The organism is Ruegeria sp. R8_1 (assembly GCF_017743815.1).
In the GTDB taxonomy this organism is placed as follows: Bacteria; Pseudomonadota; Alphaproteobacteria; order Rhodobacterales; family Rhodobacteraceae; genus Ruegeria; species Ruegeria lacuscaerulensis_A.
On record NZ_JAGHRL010000009.1, the window covers coordinates 20185 to 38809 of the forward strand.

General features: G+C 56.4%; 14 protein-coding genes. 5 read left to right on the forward strand and 9 right to left on the reverse strand.

Features of this window, described 5'->3' with window-relative positions; all coding sequences use genetic code 11:
• Window positions 1-229: 229 nt before the first annotated feature.
• On the reverse strand, window positions 230-1516 hold the full coding sequence (locus J7380_RS18030; RefSeq protein ID WP_209197348.1) for a Hint domain-containing protein: 1287 nt from the start codon (window positions 1514-1516) through the stop codon (window positions 230-232).
• A gap of 271 nt (window positions 1517-1787) precedes the next feature.
• Entirely contained in the window at window positions 1788-2465 is a 678-nt protein-coding gene (locus J7380_RS18035; RefSeq protein WP_209197351.1) for a type 1 glutamine amidotransferase domain-containing protein, read from the reverse strand.
• A gap of 255 nt (window positions 2466-2720) precedes the next feature.
• Here J7380_RS18035 and J7380_RS18040 point away from each other — a divergent pair, with 255 nt between their 5' ends.
• Window positions 2721-3302, forward strand: coding sequence for a TetR/AcrR family transcriptional regulator (locus tag J7380_RS18040; protein ID WP_209197353.1), 582 nt, complete (start codon window positions 2721-2723; stop codon window positions 3300-3302).
• Between the two features lie 8 nt (window positions 3303-3310).
• Here the strand turns inward: J7380_RS18040 and J7380_RS18045 are convergent, their stop codons facing one another.
• From J7380_RS18045 to J7380_RS18075, 7 genes are all read right to left on the reverse strand, one after another.
• Complete coding sequence (locus J7380_RS18045; RefSeq protein ID WP_209197355.1) at window positions 3311-3964, reverse strand: NAD-dependent epimerase/dehydratase family protein; 654 nt, start codon at window positions 3962-3964, stop codon at window positions 3311-3313.
• 157 nt (window positions 3965-4121) lie between these two features.
• Entirely contained in the window at window positions 4122-6635 is a 2514-nt protein-coding gene (locus J7380_RS18050) for a CoA transferase (protein WP_209197365.1), read from the reverse strand.
• A gap of 100 nt (window positions 6636-6735) precedes the next feature.
• Window positions 6736-8391: a GMC family oxidoreductase N-terminal domain-containing protein gene (locus J7380_RS18055; protein ID WP_209197367.1), complete on the reverse strand. Its 1656-nt coding sequence runs from the start codon at window positions 8389-8391 to the stop codon at window positions 6736-6738.
• A gap of 16 nt (window positions 8392-8407) precedes the next feature.
• Window positions 8408-9907: a CoA-acylating methylmalonate-semialdehyde dehydrogenase gene (locus J7380_RS18060; RefSeq protein WP_209197370.1), complete on the reverse strand. Its 1500-nt coding sequence runs from the start codon at window positions 9905-9907 to the stop codon at window positions 8408-8410.
• Between the two features lie 198 nt (window positions 9908-10105).
• Entirely contained in the window at window positions 10106-10912 is an 807-nt protein-coding gene (locus J7380_RS18065; RefSeq protein WP_209197379.1) for a crotonase/enoyl-CoA hydratase family protein, read from the reverse strand.
• A gap of 117 nt (window positions 10913-11029) precedes the next feature.
• Complete coding sequence (locus tag J7380_RS18070) at window positions 11030-12685, reverse strand: BCCT family transporter (RefSeq protein WP_209197382.1); 1656 nt, start codon at window positions 12683-12685, stop codon at window positions 11030-11032.
• 195 nt (window positions 12686-12880) lie between these two features.
• A complete protein-coding gene (locus J7380_RS18075) occupies window positions 12881-14506 on the reverse strand; it encodes an AMP-binding protein (RefSeq protein ID WP_209197384.1) in 1626 nt (541 codons plus the stop codon).
• Window positions 14507-14792: 286 nt separating this feature from the next.
• Between J7380_RS18075 and J7380_RS18080 the strand changes: the two genes are divergently transcribed.
• The 4 genes from J7380_RS18080 to J7380_RS18095 all read left to right on the forward strand — a co-directional run bounded on the left by J7380_RS18080 (window position 14793) and on the right by J7380_RS18095 (window position 18624).
• Complete coding sequence (locus J7380_RS18080; RefSeq protein WP_209197386.1) at window positions 14793-15683, forward strand: LysR family transcriptional regulator; 891 nt, start codon at window positions 14793-14795, stop codon at window positions 15681-15683.
• Window positions 15684-15977: 294 nt separating this feature from the next.
• Window positions 15978-17537, forward strand: coding sequence for a caspase family protein (locus J7380_RS18085; RefSeq protein ID WP_209197389.1), 1560 nt, complete (start codon window positions 15978-15980; stop codon window positions 17535-17537).
• Window positions 17507-18208, forward strand: a complete 702-nt coding sequence (locus tag J7380_RS18090) for a hypothetical protein (protein ID WP_209197405.1) — start codon at window positions 17507-17509, stop codon at window positions 18206-18208. The genes J7380_RS18085 and J7380_RS18090 overlap by 31 nt, the downstream gene beginning before the upstream one ends.
• A gap of 11 nt (window positions 18209-18219) precedes the next feature.
• On the forward strand, window positions 18220-18624 hold the full coding sequence (locus J7380_RS18095) for a hypothetical protein (RefSeq protein ID WP_209197408.1): 405 nt from the start codon (window positions 18220-18222) through the stop codon (window positions 18622-18624).
• The last annotated feature ends 1 nt before the right edge of the window (window position 18625 follow it).

Sequence of the window (18625 nt, forward strand, 5' to 3'; positions counted from 1 at the left end):
GTTCGGCAGGACAGATTGTTGTCCGCTCGGGACAAATTCACAACTAAGACCTACACCAGACGATTGTGGGAAATAGGGCATCCGTGCTTTCAGCGACCTCGGTACACGGCGTACCACACCTCGACTGTTTTCGTTTAATAGCCGATTGGTCGCATCTTTGCACAGTTCCGGCCTGAGACACTGGCAAGACAATCAGATCGCACCGACGGACCGCCAATATCCTTAGGTATCAGAACGTCAAAATAGGTTTTTCGTTCCTACCATGCCGCTCAACAATGCGCTTTTGATGCTGAGCCGACGGAATAGGAAACGCTGGCTGCCAATGACCAATCTCGAGGGACAGTTCCGGAAAGATCGTCAAGATTTCCTCACGTTGAGCAGCGGTCAGTGAAAGCATTGCTTGGGCGCCCGGCAACATCGTCTCGGTCGGTGCGCTTTCGGCAAATATCACCTCATGCCGATCGCAAAGGATATGGAAATAGCTGACCTCTTTTACGTCGTCGGCCACTTCGATACCGGGCAATTCTGTCAGTCGGAACGCCGGAATCAAGACATCCTGACTCTCAGTTACCCGCTGTGCAATCTTCGATGAGACCTTCATCCGATGCTGTCGCGATACCAAAAGGTCTTTTACGGGCAAGGCTCGCCCAAGAGCACCAGCTCGGATGCGGACCGGCAAAAGCTTGGGATTGGCCAAAAGCTCTTCCAGTTTCACGACACGTGAACCTATCCACCGGATCGCTTCGTATTCACCCGAGTCGGTCAGGACCCGATCCCCCACTGAGAGGTCCTTTATCGCTATCTGGCCTTGGTCCGTCGCAATCATCGCGTCGCCTTGAATGCAGACAAAAGTAGCCGTGAGCGTCGCATCCGAAATCTGAGTATCGCCATCAAGAAAATTACCCGAAGTCAGCCCGATAAAAACCGAACGGTCGTCAGTCAGAAAGCTGTCTAGCTCCGCCTCAGTGAATGTTCGTGAACCGACCTGTGTCCCGTCAATTGACCATGTCATTGTTCGCGAACTGGCATCCCAGCTGATAACGTATGAGTGTTCATTCCCATCATTCAGATCGACAGGCAGCGCATTGTTCGGCGCCGAAATATCACTGGAGGATTGAAAAATGTTTCCGTCTGTGTCGACGATATGGCTATGGTTATCCGAAGTTTCGTCACCTCCGGTTACGGCGTCATTTAAAAACGTGTCAAATTCGATCCCAATACCATCGTCAATTCCCCCAGTACCGATTTGCCGACCAACCCCACCCAATGCGTTCACACCGTCAGCGTCGTTGTGAAGCACAACAGCAAACCCATCTGCACCCGTTAAGGTAGCATTCAATGTGAACGTAAAATCTTCGTTCAAGGAAATCTGCTGATTGTAAAAGGCGGATCCAATAGACGGATCACCACCAGGTTCTTCAACAGAACCATCCAGCAAATCCAGATCATCACCTGCGCCCGTGGCGTCCCCGTTCAAGGTACCATTTTCAGTGTTCAAAATGATCGTCGAGGGCATGTGTTTCTCCTCACTGAAGGGCGCTGCGAAAGGCGGCTCTGAGTTTTTACAACGCAGTTTCTATCGATTACTGCGACTTGGATAAAATACAATTCTGAAAATACACTTACGCTGTACTCTAAGTGAACCGACGAACCCATGCAACTGACGAAAACGAGATTGGTGAACAGGTCGCAATCTGGCGAAAGTCCGGGCGTCATAGAATGACTTAAGAAACAGTCAGACGGAACAAAAGTATCAGGGCCGTCCGAAGGCGGCCCTGAAGAAATGGTTAGCTTACAGCAGCCAACAAAATTGCTGCCGCATCTTCCGATGACGCAGGATTTTGGCCAGTGATTAACAACCCATCTTCGACGACATGCGGCATCCAATCCTCTCCGGAAGAAAATTCAGCACCGTTTTCCTTGAGCATATCTTCAACTAAAAAGGGTACGATTTCAGTCAATTCCACAGCAGCTTCTTCAGAGTTTGTGAAGCCCGTCACAGTCTTGCCCGCGACCAGCGGCTGGCCATCAGGGCCTTTGACGTTTTTCAAGACGCCGGGGGCATGGCAAACCAACGACACAGGTTTACCAGCACCATGGAACGCTTCGATCAGGGCAATCGACTTCGCGTCTTCGGCAAGATCCCACAACGGACCGTGGCCGCCGGGATAGAAGAGCGCATCATAGTCTTCTGCATTGACGTCCGCCAGCTTTTTAGTCGTCGCCAATTGAGCCATTGCCTCTGCATCTGCCTCAAATGCCCGTGTGGCATCTGTCTGGAAACCTTCATCTGCGCTTTTGGGGTCAAGAGGCGGCACTCCGCCCTTGGGAGACGCCAGTGTGATCTGAGCTCCTGCGTTTTTGAAAACGTAATACGGAGCCGCCAGCTCTTCGAGCCAAAACCCGGTTTTCATCCCGGTATCTCCGAGTTTGTCATGCGAAGTGAGAACCATCAGGATTTTCATGATTATGATCCATAAATGTTGCTTATATGTGTGTCCGCCCTTCCCTGGCTTGCAGCAACGAGAGGAGTGAGTCGCCGCAGGGTAAGGTCGGTGAGCACTTCCACTATACTTTATTAGACCGGTCGTCTAGTCATTACTTTTTGACTCCCACCATACTGGCATAGAATATTTTGTGGCCAACTGAGACATTGCGAACAGAGAAGATTGTTATTAGACTGTTCGACTAGTGAAATCAAATTCGCCTGAAGTAAACACATGAACACACGGTCTAATATCGTTACAGCGGGCCAGACCTTGATCGGCCAAAAAGGTTTCAGCGCCGTAGGGCTTGCCGAAATCCTGAAGTCAGCTGGCGTTCCCAAGGGGTCATTCTATCATTTCTTTGCGTCTAAGGACGCATTCGGTGCCGCCGTATTAGACGATTACTTTGATGCCTATCATGCCGAAATGGACGAGATGTTTGGCATGCAAGGGCTCACGCCGGGCGAAAAACTCATGCTGTATTTTGCCAATTGGCGCGAACACCAGAGGTTTAACGACTGTCAGGGCAGATGCCTGGCCGTCAAATTGGGAGCAGAGGTTTCAGACTTCTCAGAGACCATGCGTCATGCGTTAAAGCAAGGAACTGACGGTATTATCTCGCGCCTTGCAAATGTAATCGAAACTGGAAGAGAAGACGGTTCGCTGCGCCCTCCATCGTCCAGTGAAGATGCCGCCGCCAATCTGTACGCTCTTTGGGTCGGCGCGAGCATCATGGTCAAAATCTCACGTGAGCAAGACGCCTTCGACGCGGCGCTGTTAAACACGCGGCAGATGTTGAAAATGGCTGCGAGCTGACACAGGCCTCAGATACTTTCTAGCTTGTCACTGGTGTACACGGTGACTCCGTTCGCGGCGGTATGGGCGATTGTGCCCATTGCCCGCGCGACCTGGCTGGCCTTGATAGGTCGATATTTTTTGAGTGGACCACATAGAAGAAAATTAAAGTGAGGCATAATGCGACCGGCCCATTTTTCTTTGAACCGATGGTCCAAGCGATCACCCAGCAACAAAGACGGTCTAAGTATATCGACAGCAGGATACCCAATCCTGGCGAGGTCACGTTCTGTCTCGCCTTTGACATGTGCATAGTAACTGATAGACCCGATCCTTGCTCCCATTGAAGATACTAAAAGAAACCGCGTGGCCCCCTTTCGATACGCAATTCGGGCGCATTGCAGGACATAGTCATGGTCGATCTCGCGGAATGCCTCACGACTCCCGGCCACTTTCTGAGTTGTTCCAAGGCAACAAAACACTGTGTCCGCGCAAAGGTTCGTGGCGACCGCTTCGATAGAACCCTTGTCCGCCAGAACCTGGACAACCTTATGTCCTTCGTACCTAATTGGCTTGCGATCGACACAAACAACGCGTTCCCAGCGTTCGTCACGTATTAGCAAGTCGACAAGCGCTCTGCCGACAAGTCCGGTTCCTCCAAAAACAAGAGCAGTCCCCGACATACTCGGAACCTCCAGCATCCATGGTTTGGGTTATGGCTTTCGTTCGACAGACGATCGCCGGTCAACCCAAGAAATTTGTGACGCTAAGGAATAACCGAACATCGGCGCGCGAACCTAAGCAGCACCTCGGGATCAAGGTGCCGCTTAGGTCATTTTGTTAACTGGGCAGGTATTCCCTGCTCCAGCTTTCACTGATCGTGCCATCGTTTAACATTCCGTCAATGGCCGCGTCGTCATAGCCCAGCTCCTGCAGAACCGCCCGCGTGGACGTGCCGAATTTCTCAGCCGGGTCCAGAGCATAAACCGTTCCGCGCACAGGACGGATGGCAAAGGGGTCCAGCTGCGTGACCGTGTGACCGCTGGGGTGATCTTCGCGCACCGAGAAGGAATAGCTGCCCCGGTCGATCCCCGGCGTGCCATCCGCAGGCCGCGCGTTGTAATAGCGCAGCGACTCGATGTTTTCGCAGATGGTTCCGCCCACATCCGCCGCCTGCAGACGTTCGGCCCAGTCGCTGGCGCGGGCCTGATAGAAGGCGTTGGCCAGAAAGGCGTCGCGATCTTCGGGGGCGACCTCATCAAATCCTTCCAGACCCTCGACCGAGGCCAGACGGGGCACATCGTGCTCATAGGCGCTCAGCAGGATGAAACGGTCGGACGAGGTATAGTAGAAGCGGGTCAGCGCGTCATAGCCGTTAAACTCACGTCCCGCCGGTTCATCAAACAGCCCCCGGCGTTCATGGTCATAGCAATAGGGGATCTGAGCCAGACCGGAGAGTGCCGCCAGCGAGGTGCGCGGACGCCCGACCTGACCGGTTTTCAGCTTTTGATACAGCGCCGTCGCCACACCAAGCGAGCCGCCAAAGCCGCACATGACGTCGATCGTGCCCACATGCGCGTGTTCCTCGGGCGTCTCCATCGAGCCGCCAAAGCGCAGCATGATGCCCGTGGTGGCCTGCACCAGATCGTCATAGCCCAGATAGTTCGACCGCGGGCCCCGGCGGACGCCGCCAAAGCAATCCATCTTGCAGAAGATCGCATCGGGGTTCAGTTTGGCCAGGTTTTCACGGTCCAGACCCATCGACTGCACCTGCGCGTCGGTTGCGTTCCAGACGATGACATCGACGGATTTCACCAGTTTCTCAAAAATCTTGCGACCTTCGGGCGATTTCATATCCGCCAGAACCGAGCGTTTGCCCGATCCGTGCGTCATGCTGAAGATCACCGTGTTCCAGCAGTCATAAAACGGCTTGGCCGGGTCCAGCTTGATCACCTCGGCCCCGAACCGGGCCAGATAGGACACCGAATGCGGCCCGGCAATCACGTTGCACAGGTCCAGAATGCGGACGCCGTCCAGCCAGCCGGTTTTCTCTTCTTCCGGCACCGGGTCGGGCACCACGGTTTCATGCGCGTGCAGCGAGGCCAGAGCCGTGTCGAAATCCACCCATTCCCGGCCGCGCGGTTCGAGCATTTCTTCGCCGCTTTCCTCCAGCCAGACCATCGGGCCGGGCTGGATCATGGTGCCAAACTCGGGGTCTTCGACCTCGACCATCAGACCGGCGGTTTCGGCGTGGTCATCGTGAATCCACTCCTGCAGCCACCGCTGCGGGGCACCGGGGAATTTGCCGCGGCCGAAAATCCGCTCCCATTCCTTTGAGGTGCGGGTCAGGAACACCTCTTTCATCCGCTCGGCGATCTTGTCGGCCCATTCCTTGGGCAGGGGATAGACGCCCAGCGACACGTCATTCTTCCACTCGGACATGGGCAGGTAAGTGTCTTCTTCCTCGGTCAGCCCTTCCTCGACCAGCTCATCGTAGATGCCCAGTTTCTTGAGGCAGCGCTTGGCGTGGTCCTTGTGGCTGGGGCAGACCACATAGAACATCCGCCCGTCCTTACACTTGTAGGACCGATAAAACGGGTCCAGCAATTCCTGCAGGTCTTCATAGCTGACATTCATCGGCAGACCTTCGATCCGGCGGCGCTCGATCTCAAGCTCGCGCTGGGTCTTGTAGCGGTCGGGATAGTCATCGATCTTGATCGAGTTGTAGCTGAGCCCTTCCATCACGGCCGAGGCCAGCGGCACCTCGATCTGGTCGCCGTACCCGGTACGCTCTCGCGATTGCAGCGCCAGAACGACCGAAGACGCGGCCAGCATTGTGCCATAGGCCGAGGCCAGCGGCAGGGGCGAAAAGGACGGGTTGATCCCCATCAGCACCCGGTTCAGGCCCATATCGGTGAACACGCCCGAGGACGCAGCGATGACGCTTTCATAGGCCCGCCATTCGCGGCGCAGCTCGTCATTCGAGGCAAAACCGGGGATCGACAGGGTGATCAGTTCCGGGCGGGCTTTGCGCATCTCGGCAAAATCCAGACCCATGCGGGTCATGGCGCCGGGGCGGAAGCTCTCGACCAGAACATCAGCTTCGGCGATCAACTGACGGACCTGCTCCATACCTTCGTCGGTTTTCAGGTCCAGCGTCACAATCTGTTTGTTGCGGTTCAGCGTCGCGTTGGCCGGGCTCTCCCACAACGGACCGCCGGGGATTTCCACCCGGATCACGGTCGCGCCGAAATCGGCCAGCACCATGGCGACGGCCGGACCGGCAATATATTGACCAAAATCGATCACCTTGACACCGGCAAGCGGCAGCTCCGTGGACGTGTGACGTGTCATGTGCATTATCCCTGCAAAATGTCGGACCCGCAGTCCGATATGACGTGAAAAGCCCCGGGTCCGCCCATGAACCCGAGGCCAGATGTTTCTGGGTGCGGCTTTACCGGCCCGCCTGAATCCACCGCGCTGCCTTTTCCGCGATCATCAGAGTCGGAGCGTTGGTGTTGCCGCTGGTGATCTCGGGCATGATCGAGGCATCGACCACGCGCAATCCCTTGATCCCCTTGACCTTGAGCTGAGGGTCAACCACCGCCGTCGGATCATCCGCGCTGCCCATCTTGGCGGTGCCGACGGGATGGAAGATCGTGTTGGCGATATCGCCTGCCAGCTTGGCCAGTTCCTCATCGGACTGGTACTGGGTGCCCGGTTTCCATTCCTGCGGGTTATAGCGCTTCATGGCCGGTTTCGCCATGATTTCACGCACCTGACGCAGGCTGTCGGCGGCGACCTTGCGGTCATCCTCGGTGTCCAGATAGTTCGGCGCGATCATCGGCGCGTCGGTATATTTGCCTGACCGGATGCGCACATGGCCACGGCTGGTGGGGTTCAGGTTGCACACACTGACCGTAATCGCCGGGAATTCATGCAGGTCTTCGCCAAAGGCCTCAAGGCTCAATGGCTGGACGTGATATTCCAGATTGGCGTGGGTGCGGCTGGGGTCCGACCGGGTGAAAGCACCCAGCTGGCTGGGCGACATGCTCATCGGGCCCGAGCGCTGCAGCGCGTATTGCAGGCCGATCTTGGCCTTGCCCACCAGGCTGTTGGCCAGCGTGTTCAGAGTCTTGGCCCCGTCCACTTTGAACACGGCGCGGATCTGCAGGTGATCCTGCAGGTTCTCACCCACGGCGGGCGCATCCAACACCACGTCGATACCCTGCGATTTCAGGAATTCACCATCCCCGATGCCTGACAGCTGCAGAATCTGCGGCGAGTTGATGGCCCCGGCGGACAGAATGACCTCGGCCTGCGCCTTGACGGTCACCGGCTGGCCAGAACGGCGCACAATCGCACCGGAACAGCGGGTCGCGCCGTCATCTGTGGTGTCGAAGGTCAGGCGTTCGACCTGCGCTTCGGTCCAGATAGTCAGGTTCTGACGGTCTTTTGCCGGACGCAGGAACCCTTTCGAGGTATTCCAGCGCCAGCCCGACTTCTGGTTGACGTCAAAGTAACCGACCCCGGCATTGTCGCCCGAGTTGAAATCGTCGGTCGATTCAATGCCCGCCTCATTTGCGGCCTTGGCAAAGGAATCCAGCACGTCCCATTGCAGGCGCTGCTTTTCGACGCGCCACTCGCCGCCATGACCATGCAGGTCGGAAAAGCGGCTGTTGTCGCCGGTCGCCGGGTCCGCCCCGCCATCCAGCTTGTAGTGGTTCTCATGTGCCTTGAAGTCGGGCAGAGAGTTCTGCCAGCTCCAGTCCTCTTCACCGCTCAACTTTGCCCAATTGTCAAAGTCACGCGCTTGACCCCGCATGTAGATCATGCCGTTGATCGACGAACAGCCTCCCAGCGTCTTGCCACGTGGATAGCGCAGCGTTCGACCGTTCAGGCCCTTGTCGGGCTCGGTCTGGTACAACCAGTCGGTGCGGGGGTTGCCAATGCAGTACAGATACCCGACGGGGATGTGAATCCACGGGTAATTGTCTTTCTTACCAGCTTCCAGCAGCAGGACACGTTTCGACGGGTCCTTGCTGAGACGATTGGCCAGCAGGCAGCCGGCAGTGCCGGCCCCCACGACGATATAGTCAAAGGTTTCCATGGTCAGTGCTCCGATCTCAGCGCGCGACGGGCATAGTGAACTCAGCGCCTTTTGAGATGCTTTCGGGCCAGCGCTGCATGATCGACTTCTGCTTGGTGTAGAAGCGGACGCCCTCTTCGCCGTAAGCGTGGGTGTCGCCGAACAAGCTCTTCTTCCAGCCGCCAAAACCGTGCCAGGCCATCGGCACCGGGATCGGCACGTTCACACCGACCATGCCCACCTGAATCTGACGCCCGAACTCGCGCGCGGCGTTGCCGTCGCGGGTGAAGATGCTGACGCCGTTGCCGAACTCGTGGTCGTTGATCAGTTGCACACCTTCGGCAAAGCTGTCGACGCGGATACAGGACAGAACCGGGCCAAAGATTTCCTCTTTGTAGATGGTCATGTCCTTGGTGACATTGTCGAACAGCGTGCCGCCCATCCAATAGCCATCCTCGTGACCTTCAACCGTGTAGCCACGGCCATCGACCACCAGATCAGCGCCTTCTTCGACACCTTTGGCGATGTAGCCGGTGATCCGCTCATGCGCGGCTTTGGTGACGATCGGGCCCATTTCGGCGTCCATCTCGACCCCGTTCTTGACCTTCAGCGAGGCCAGACGTTCCGCGATCATCGGCACGATCTTGTCGGCCACGTCGCCCACCAGCGTGGCCACCGAGATCGCCATGCAGCGCTCGCCGGCCGAGCCATAGGCCGCGCCCATCAGCGCGTCGACGGCTTTGTCCAGATCGGCATCGGGCATCACCAGCATGTGGTTCTTGGCCCCACCCAGCGCCTGCACGCGCTTGCCGTGACGGGCGCCGGTCTCGTAGATGTAATTCGCAATCGGGGTCGAGCCGACGAAGGAAATCGCCTGCACGTCGGGGTGCTCCAGCAGCGCGTCCACGGCCACCTTGTCGCCCTGCACCACGTTGAAGACGCCATCGGGGAAGCCGGCCTCTTTCATCAGTTCGGCATACATCAGCGACGGTGTCGGGTCGGTCGGCGAGGGCTTCAGGACAAAGGTGTTGCCTGCAGCGATGGCGACCGGGAACATCCACATCGGCACCATGACCGGGAAGTTGAACGGGGTCACGCCCGCCACCACGCCCAGCGGCTGGCGCAGGGTCCAGTTGTCGATGCCGGTCGACACCTGATCGGTGAAATCGCCCTTGAGCAGCTGCGGGATGCCGCAGGCGAACTCGACGATATCAATGCCGCGCTCAACCTCGCCGCGGGCGTCGGTGAAGACCTTGCCATGCTCGGCGGTGATGGCGCGGGCCAGCTCGTCCTTGTGCTCGTTCAGCAGGTTCAGGAACTTGTTCATCAACCGCGCGCGGCGGATCGGAGGCATGTTCGACCAGGCCGGAAACGCAGCCTTCGCCGCCGCAACCGCCTTGTCCACATCCCCAACCGAGGCCAGATCAACCTGCCCCGTCAGAGCCCCCGTCGCCGGGTTGAACACGTCCTGAGTGTTGGTGCGCGCACCACCATAAACCTCGCCATTGATATAGTGGCCAATTGCAGTCGTCGTCATGGATGCCTCCTCCTTGGGTTGACCTCAATCTGCCAAATCCAAACAAAACAAATCCAATGACTAATCATACCAAGTGATATAAGCAGAGTTAATATTTCCTCGAAACGAAACGCCTAATAAACTGTTTTTAATAAATTATTTTTCGGAAAACCGAGCAAGTTACGACTCCCTCGACGCCCAAAGCTGACATTCGATGGACTAACTGTTGGGTCGAATTCGAGCGGCCGTCTTGTTGGCAAACGCCTCAAGTCGCGCGCGGGCATCAGTCTGAGTATTCACCACACCGGCAACGACCGATTCGGCATAGGCCGCGTCCAAAGGAGACATGTTCTGCATGTGGCTGATGGCAGAGCAGATGGCAAAGTTGGTCAACGGCAGGTTCTCAGCCGCGCGGCGCGCAAGATCCAACGCTTTGTCAAAGCTGGACCCCTCGACACGGTATTGCGCGAGGCCGATTTCAACTGCCTCCTGCCCCTGATACACGCGACCTGTCAGCATCATGTCGACCATGCGGGCCTTGCCAACAAGATCAGCGACCCGAATAGTGGCCCCACCGCCGGTGAACAGCCCACGCTGACCCTCGGGTAGAGCGAAATAGGTGCTGGCGTCGGCGACACGGATATGCGCCGCACTGGCCAGTTCCAATCCGCCGCCCACAACAGCGCCAGTAAGGGCGGCGATCACGGGAACACCGCCATATTCCATTTTATTGAACGCTTCATGCCAACGCAGGCAGACATGCATGAAATCAGCAGGGCTGCGATCGGCCTGATGGTGCTCGACCAGATCGAGGCCAGCGCAAAAGTGATCGCCTTCACCCGTCAGGACAATCGCCGCGGCGCCAAGTCGAGGCGCGCTGCTGAACAGGTCAACCAGTTCATCAATCGTGGCAATATCCAACGCGTTGCGTTTGTTCGGGCGGTTCAATCGCACAATCCAGACGCCATCTTCGTGTCGCTCAACGACCAGATTCTTCAGTTCACTCAGTTGGTCGAGGGTCAGCATCGTCTATCCTATGGCTTTTTGTCTGGATCAAACTTCTAACGAATTCTGTGGCCCACGAAAGGCCGGGCACAAAAAAAGGGCGGGCGTTTTTACACACCCGCCCCGATTTTTTTGACCTTACTCGGCCGGTTCAGCGACGTGAACGCTGTTCACACCCAGCTTTTCACGACGGCTGTCTCGGATGATACCTTTGATCAAGGCAACACCCATCAGCGCCATCACCAGGCTGAACGGCAGCGCTCCGATTACCATCGCGGTCTGGATTGCGCCCAGCCCACCGATGATCAACAAGGCACCCACAACCAGCGCCAGGGCAGCGCCCCAGAAGATGATGTGCGGACGGCCTTTGGGGCCTTCGTCACCACCCGAGTTGATGGTGTTCACGATCAGAACAGCCGAGTCTGCCGAAGTGACCAGATAGGTCAGCAGCAGGATCACAACAATGACCGCCATTACCCAAGCAAAGCCAGACGACAGGATCACGTCCAGCATCGCAAACAGCTGTGCCTGCTGACCGGCACCCGAAATCGCGTCACCAGCGGTGCCGTTCAGGGTCAGGTCAATGGCGGTGCCACCAACGATGGTGAACCAGACGAAACACATCATCGAGGGGATGATGATCGCACCCAGTACGTATTCACGAACGGTCCGCCCGCGCGAGATACGCGCCAGGAACACACCCACGAATGGTGCAAATGCGATCCACCAGGCCCAGTAGAAGACGGACCATCCGCCCTGCCAGCTGGCCAGCGCATCGCCGGTTTCGGTACCATCAGCTTTCCAGACGTTGAACAGCATACCCGGCAGCGCCACGATATAGTCGAACAAGCCGACAAACAGTGCTTGCAGACCGAACAAAGCCGAGCCGAAGATCAAGAAGAACGCCAGCAGGAAGAAGCTGAGGCCCATGTTGATGTTCGACAGCCATTTGATGCCTTTGCCGACGCCCGACAGAGCAGACAAGGTGGACGCACCCATGATGACCAGCAGAGCAACAACGATGGCAGCGGTAGTGGCTTTGCCATCTTCGTTCAGCAGCCAGTCGCCAACTCCAATCCGGTGCAGACCGGCGACGAACTGTTCAACGCCAAAGCCCAGCGTCTGCGCGACGCCCAGAATGGTGGCAACAACTGCAACGATGTCGATCGCGTGACCCAGCTTACCCGACAGCGCACTGCCGAACAGCGGTGCCAGACCCGAGCGGATGGTCAGCGGCAGGTTGCGGCGGTACGAGAAATACCCCAGCGACAAGCCAACCAACGCATAGCACGCCCAAGCCGAGAAGCCCCAATGCAGGAACGACCACTTATAGGCATTACGAACGTTGTCAGCCGACGACCCTTCTGCCAGACCCTGAATAACCTCGGGGTTATTGGCAAAGTGGTACATAGGCTCTGCGGTTGCAAACGTCAGCATTCCGATGCCAATCCCCGCCCCGAACATCATCGAGAACCAGGAAAAGCTTGAAAACTCAGGTTTGTCACCGGGCAGGCCCATTTTCAGACGGCCAGTCGACGGGATCAGCGCCAGCACCACACAGACGATGATGAAGAACGCCACGACCCACGTGTACCAGGCCGCAAAGTTCGACAGCAGGAAGCTGTTCATTGCGCCCAAAACACTCGATGCATTCTCTGGGAAGGCAATCGCCCAGAAGATCAGCGCACCGACCAGGATTTTTGACGCGATGGTGACGTCTTTGCTGAAGCCATCGTAAAAGCCGCCTTCGCTGACTTCGATGGGCAACTCCATCAGTGGTGGTTCTTTTGCCATTTATGTTTCTCCTCCGTGATTTCGTAAAGCTCGCACTTAAATTAGGTGGTCATAAAGCACGATCCGCCCGGCACCTAGGTCTCCGTCTTCTGTATCGAGCGGTGTTTTGTGTTCGAGTGTCTCTCACCCTAAACCCGTTTTTCGCGTCTCAGAGCGTTGATCGCGCAAACGTGCTGCTGGTGTGACTGTATCCATCTACTCCTTTGCGGCATTGGCGGTTTCCCGCAGCTGGAATTTCTGGATCTTTCCGGTCGATGTCTTGGGCAACTCAGCGAAGATCACCGATTTTGGGGTCTTGAACCCAGCCAGATTTGCGCGACAAAAGCTGATGATTTCCGCTTCGTCAGCCTCGTGACCCGGGCGCAGTTCAACAAATGCACATGGCACTTCCCCCCATTTCGGGTCAGCCTTGGCAACAACCGCCGCTGCTTGAACTGCCGGGTGGCGGAATAACACGGCCTCAACCTCGACCGACGAGATGTTCTCGCCCCCCGAGATAATCACATCCTTCAACCGGTCGCGGATTTGGATATAGCCGTCCGGTTGAACAACGGCGGCATCACCAGACCAGAACCATCCATCCTTGAACGCCTTGGCCGTGGCTTCGGGATCTTTGTAATACCCCTTCATCACCGTGTTGCCCCGAATGGCAATCTCGCCTTGCGTTTCGCCGTCGCGCGGAACTTCTTGCCCGGTCTCGCTATCCAGAACCGTCACATCTTCGACCATTGGGAAAGCGATACCCTGCTGGGCTTGCAACTGGGCTTGCTCCTCGGGGTGTTTGTGATCCCATTCATCCTGCCACAAGCACTGCGATATATGACCATATGTTTCGGTCAGGCCGTAAACCTGCATGACGTCCAGACCCATCGCCTTGGTCTTTTCCAAGACAGAAGGTGGCGGCGGCGCACCAGCGGTAAGGACACGAATTGCCGGATCAAACGGCGCGGCATCGGTATCTTCGTGCTCAGCGATCATCTGAAGTACGATAGGCGCTGCTCCCAAATGGGTGACACCATGGGTCCGGATCGCGTCCAGAACTTTGTCTGCTGCGGGCGTCCGCGTGAAAACCTTGGTTCCGCCCAGAATAGCCATCATCCACGGATGGCCCCAACCATTACAATGGAACATCGGGACCACAGACAGATAGATCGGATAGTGCGGCATTTCCCAAGCGGCGACAGTACCCAAAGCCATCAGATACGCACCACGGTGGTGATACACGACGCCCTTCGGGCGCCCCGATGTGCCTGACGTGTAATTGAGAGCGATCGCATCCCATTCACTGGCTGGCGAGACCGACAGATCAGGATCGACAGGGGCCGCGGCGAGATCTTCGTAGTTTCTGCCACCCAACGTGTCGGACCTTGGCGCGTTCACATCGTTGATCTCGACCACTGGAATCGTGCGGCCAAGCCGCTCGAAAGCCTGCGACAGGAGGGGAACGAACTCACGATCAACAATCACCAGTTTGGTATCGGCATGATCCAGAATGTAAGCGATCGTTTCGGCTTCCAACCGTGTATTGAGCGTGTTGAGAACCGCGCCCATCAGCGGGATGGCGAAATGAAGCTCGAACAATTCCGGGATGTTCGGGCTCAGGATCGAAATCGTGTCTCCCTTGGACAAACCCAACGCCTTCAGGCCGCTTGCAACAGCACGCGCCCGAGAGGCTATATCGCTCCAATTGCGGCGAACATCCCCATAGATAACCGCGACACGGTCTCGATGGACCGAGCTTGCCCGCGACAAAAACGAAAGCGGTGAAAGCGGTACAAAGTTCGCCGCATTTTGCGCCAATGCGTCAAAGTTGTGCTGCATGGCCTTTCCTCCCAAACGACCAGATAAGTTTTTTAGTTTGCCGCCAACTGTTGGCGGCTCAGAACGTTCAGGAAGAAAGCTCAATGGCACTCTCAACGCCGAAACAGGTACCCGTCAAGCCATCAAACGCCACAAGAAGACGTAGTTAACTTTTTGGAAACCAATCCGGATCACTTCTGGCGCATTGTGTCTTTTTCTGTCTGACTAATTTCTGGTCCGCGTTGTTTAATTAGAATGCGGATTCTGTAAAATATGGAAAAATTTTTGAGGGGTATCGAATTTTTCAATGTCACGACGCACACCGACACTCAAAGGCCTGCGCGCCTTCGAAGAAGTCTACATTCTGGGTAACTTTACTAGGGCCGCCGATGCCCTGAACGTCCAGCAGCCAGCAATAAGCTATCAAATCAAACAGTTAGAAGAAGATTTGGGGACTCGTCTTTTCCTGCGAAAAAACGGCAGGCTTGAGCCCACACCGCCAGCTCATGATTTGTTTCACTCGGTTTCACGAGCTTTTGATGGAATCCGCGAGACATCTGCCCGGATTCGACGTGCCGATCAAAAGCAGGTCTGGACGATCGCAACATATGCCGGCGTAGGCGCACATTGGGTGTCACCCCGCCTACCGGCACTGTCCAAACACCTGAACGTGCGCACCAAAGTCGTAACGCTAGTAACGGATGCTGACTTGTTTCGAGAAGAGGCAAATTGCTGGATTGCCTTCGGGGACGGACACTGGCCCGGGTTCGAATCCCGCCTGTTGATCCAGGAACGTGTTTTCCCGGTCGCGTCGCCCAGCGTCGCACGACAGATTCTTAAATTGAAGGACCGGGTTGAAACCGGAGGCGTTCCCCTCATCGAACTGGAAGACACTGAGCACCGCTGGTTAGACTGGCAATCCTGGCTTGGGGCCAGTTCCGAGAACTGGAACTTCTTGGACAACCGGATCATCGTAAACGATCATGGTATGGCGCTACATCTGGCGCTGGCAGGATCAGGGGTCGCACTGGGATGGCACGGCGTTTTACAAGGCCACCTGAACGCCGGCAGTCTTGTTCAACTTTCCCAGTACGAGGCTACCTCCTCCAGTGGATATTGGCTTTTGGGTCGCAAGGGTTTTTTTCAATCTGAAGAAGGTCAGAAAATCTACGATGCCCTCGCTCCAGAAACCGACTAAGGACTGGATAGTGGTTCCCAACACTACTAACGGAAAACGTAACATTTCCGCAGGGTCAATGTCTGTACAAGTCGACCTAGTCTATGTTTAACAAGCCTGCCGCTACAGCCCTGAATGCTGGCCAATAAAATGATGCAACAGGACGCGCGCATATTATTGACGCACGGCTTTTAGCGAACTCTCTCGGCTGCTCTCAACAAACACTGCCCGGACAAAAACGCCTAGCCAAACCCCGGTGACTGAGCGTCCCAAATCAGATTGTTATCTGTTCATCTGTTGGGCTATCGTGAAATCATGAGCCAGACCCGCATGACCATCGGAATACCCATCATTCTACTGTGTTTGGTTTTGAGTGCGGCGCAATCCTACGCAGCCGATCGCGTCGCACTATTGATTGGCAATTCGGACTATGCCACGCAGGAGATGTCACTGCGCAATCCCGGCAACGATGTCGAAGCTTTGGGCAACACGTTGCAAGAACTTGGTTTCACGGTCATTCAAACCACAAACCAAAACGCACGAGCCATGCAAGAGGCAGTAGACAAGTTTGGTGCTATCTCAAAAGACGCTAAGATGGCCGTGTTCTTCTATGCCGGGCATGGGGTACAGATCGGCGGGGCAAATTACCTGATTGGTACCGATTTCAACGGAAATAGCCTGCAGGCACTGAAACGCAGTTCGATCACCTTGGACCGAGTGCGAGACGTTATGACCAAGGCCGGGCCCGATGTCGGCGTCCTGCTTTTGGATGCCTGCCGTAACAATCCGTTTTCCGATAAGGGCCTCGTCGAACATGGCCTTGTCAGAATGCGTGGCGGAGCGGGTTTGTTGATAGCCTACGCGACAGACCCAGGAAACGTGGCGTATGACGGGCAAGGAAAGAACAGCGTTTTCACCAATGGGCTACTGGACCATATTGCGACGCCGGACCTGGACGTTCGACTGATGTTGGGTCGTGTCCGCCAGCAAGTGGTTTTGGAAACCGATGGGCGCCAGATCCCTTGGGTCGAGGAATCTGTGCTGGACGAACACAGCTTTGCTCCAGGCCTGCCCAACAGTTCGCCCAAAGACGAAATCACTGCCGATCTGGAACATTGGAGACGTATTTCCTCCAGTTCGGACAGCCGAGAATTCAAAACTTACCTGAAAACCTATCCCGATGGGTTGTTTGCCTCATTTGCCCGTGAACAGCTGGCATCCCTTGAAACGCCGGCGGCGACTCCGTTGACATCGGTCAGTGCCACATTCACACAGGCCGATCCTCAGAAGCTTGCGACCGCCTTGATGGCATTGGGGCATCTCAAAGAACCGCAGTCACCTGACCTTGGACCTGCACTGGACAGCTATAGGAGGGGTTTGCCAGCTGCGGAAACAGCCACGCCGGAGCGGCTATTTGAAGACGCGGCTCAGGTTTCGGTGTATCTGGCGGTCACAACGATGCAAAGGCTGCGCACCGACATAATAGCCCTTCGTAGCGTCGAGCGCACGCTCACTATTGCCGAGGATGCTTTGGAGCAAATCGAAGACATCGCCCGTTCAAATGCAGACGCATTGCCTGTTTTGCAACAGGCACGCAGTGATATCTACGACATCTACCGGTCGCGCGGGATTATCCTGCGCCGTCTGGACCAGAGCCGCAGTTATTATGATGAGGTACTGGCCCGCGCTATTATTTTTTTCCCGCCCGACATTGATGCTTCGATTGTCAATGCCGCATCAGGGTCACGTGATCTCGATTTTGCCAATGCGCAACTGACGCAGGACGCGAGCTTGTTCCTGCGGCATGTATCGCAAGCAGATGATAGCAGAAAAGGAAGTTACCAATGGCTGGCCGATCTTATCCCTCCCGAATAGGTGCAAGCCTTGTTGTTGCCTCCTTAGTCCTGGCGGCCTGTGGCGACAGCACTCAGACGTCGGCACCAGCAACCACCCCCTCGGGCATGACACAAGCCGAGGCTGATTTGGTCAAACAGGCCGCAGCCATGCAAAAAACAATCCTGCAGGGCGCAGTCGCCGGAGGCGCGGCAGGCGGAGGGATCGGCTTTGGCCTGGGTGGTAGTGATGATGTGGGCACAGGCATCTCGGTCGGTTTTGGCGCCGGGGCTTTAGCAGGGACTTACGTCGCCTTCGTCCAGCGCAGCTATGCAGGGCGCGAGGCGCGTTTGCGACAGATCAAGAAAGACCTGGATCGCAACACAACTGAAATGCAGACGACACTAACCGTTATGAACCAGGTTCTGGCTGCACAGAAAGCCGAACTGGATTCACTGAACGCAAGCATCACCGCAGGCACGGCCGACCCATCGCAGATCGAAAGAGAATTGGCCGAGGCCAACGGAAACTTGACCCAGATGGAACTGGCCATTGACGGCGCCGCCAAACGACAGGCCGAATTCACCGAGGCCCGCTCTCTTACAATTGACCGCGGACAGGCAACTTCACCAATAGATGCGGATCTTACGGCTTTGTCGAACCAGATCACTCAGATGCGCGGGATCGCCAGTGATCTGGCGTCGTCGTTGTGAAGGGTACACGAATGATCCGCTCTGCCGCCCTAGCCTGCCTGTTTCTTACCGCGTGCCAAACCACGACTGATCCTGCAGACGGTGGGTTCTTCGCCGGTGTTTCTGGAATTACTACCGGTGCCTACGACGATCGTATCACCGCAGCCGAAGGGGATGTGGCCACGGCGCAGGCACGAAATGATGCGCTTGTTGCGCAAATTCGATCGTCGGAATCTGAACTGGCCAAGCTCAAGCTCAAAATTCTACAAAAACGCGACGCGACTGGTGGAGGCGACGCAGCAACGGCGGCTCGCATCGACCGTGTTTTGAACGACACGCCTGGGGGGGTTACGCCGGAAGCCAGACTGGCGGCCCTGCAAAAAAGCATCTCGGACGCGCGCGCACTCAGCGCCGATTTAGCTAAACTGTCGGGTTAAA

Excerpts from the sequence above, each read along its gene's own strand:
- J7380_RS18035 (WP_209197351.1), bottom strand. The coding sequence starts at position 2,465 with ATGAAAATCCTGATGGTTCTCACTTCGCATGACAAACTCGGAGATACC.
- J7380_RS18065 (WP_209197379.1), bottom strand. The coding sequence starts at position 10,912 with ATGCTGACCCTCGACCAACTGAGTGAACTGAAGAATCTGGTCGTTGAG.
- J7380_RS18040 (WP_209197353.1), top strand. The coding sequence starts at position 2,721 with ATGAACACACGGTCTAATATCGTTACAGCGGGCCAGACCTTGATCGGC.
- J7380_RS18030 (WP_209197348.1), bottom strand. The coding sequence starts at position 1,516 with ATGCCCTCGACGATCATTTTGAACACTGAAAATGGTACCTTGAACGGG.
- J7380_RS18045 (WP_209197355.1), bottom strand. The coding sequence starts at position 3,964 with ATGTCGGGGACTGCTCTTGTTTTTGGAGGAACCGGACTTGTCGGCAGA.
- J7380_RS18060 (WP_209197370.1), bottom strand. The coding sequence starts at position 9,907 with ATGACGACGACTGCAATTGGCCACTATATCAATGGCGAGGTTTATGGT.
- J7380_RS18085 (WP_209197389.1), top strand. The coding sequence starts at position 15,978 with ATGAGCCAGACCCGCATGACCATCGGAATACCCATCATTCTACTGTGT.
- J7380_RS18095 (WP_209197408.1), top strand. The coding sequence starts at position 18,220 with ATGATCCGCTCTGCCGCCCTAGCCTGCCTGTTTCTTACCGCGTGCCAA.
- J7380_RS18055 (WP_209197367.1), bottom strand. The coding sequence starts at position 8,391 with ATGGAAACCTTTGACTATATCGTCGTGGGGGCCGGCACTGCCGGCTGC.
- J7380_RS18070 (WP_209197382.1), bottom strand. The coding sequence starts at position 12,685 with ATGGCAAAAGAACCACCACTGATGGAGTTGCCCATCGAAGTCAGCGAA.
- J7380_RS18090 (WP_209197405.1), top strand. The coding sequence starts at position 17,507 with ATGGCTGGCCGATCTTATCCCTCCCGAATAGGTGCAAGCCTTGTTGTT.
- J7380_RS18080 (WP_209197386.1), top strand. The coding sequence starts at position 14,793 with ATGTCACGACGCACACCGACACTCAAAGGCCTGCGCGCCTTCGAAGAA.
- J7380_RS18050 (WP_209197365.1), bottom strand. The coding sequence starts at position 6,635 with ATGACACGTCACACGTCCACGGAGCTGCCGCTTGCCGGTGTCAAGGTG.
- J7380_RS18075 (WP_209197384.1), bottom strand. The coding sequence starts at position 14,506 with ATGCAGCACAACTTTGACGCATTGGCGCAAAATGCGGCGAACTTTGTA.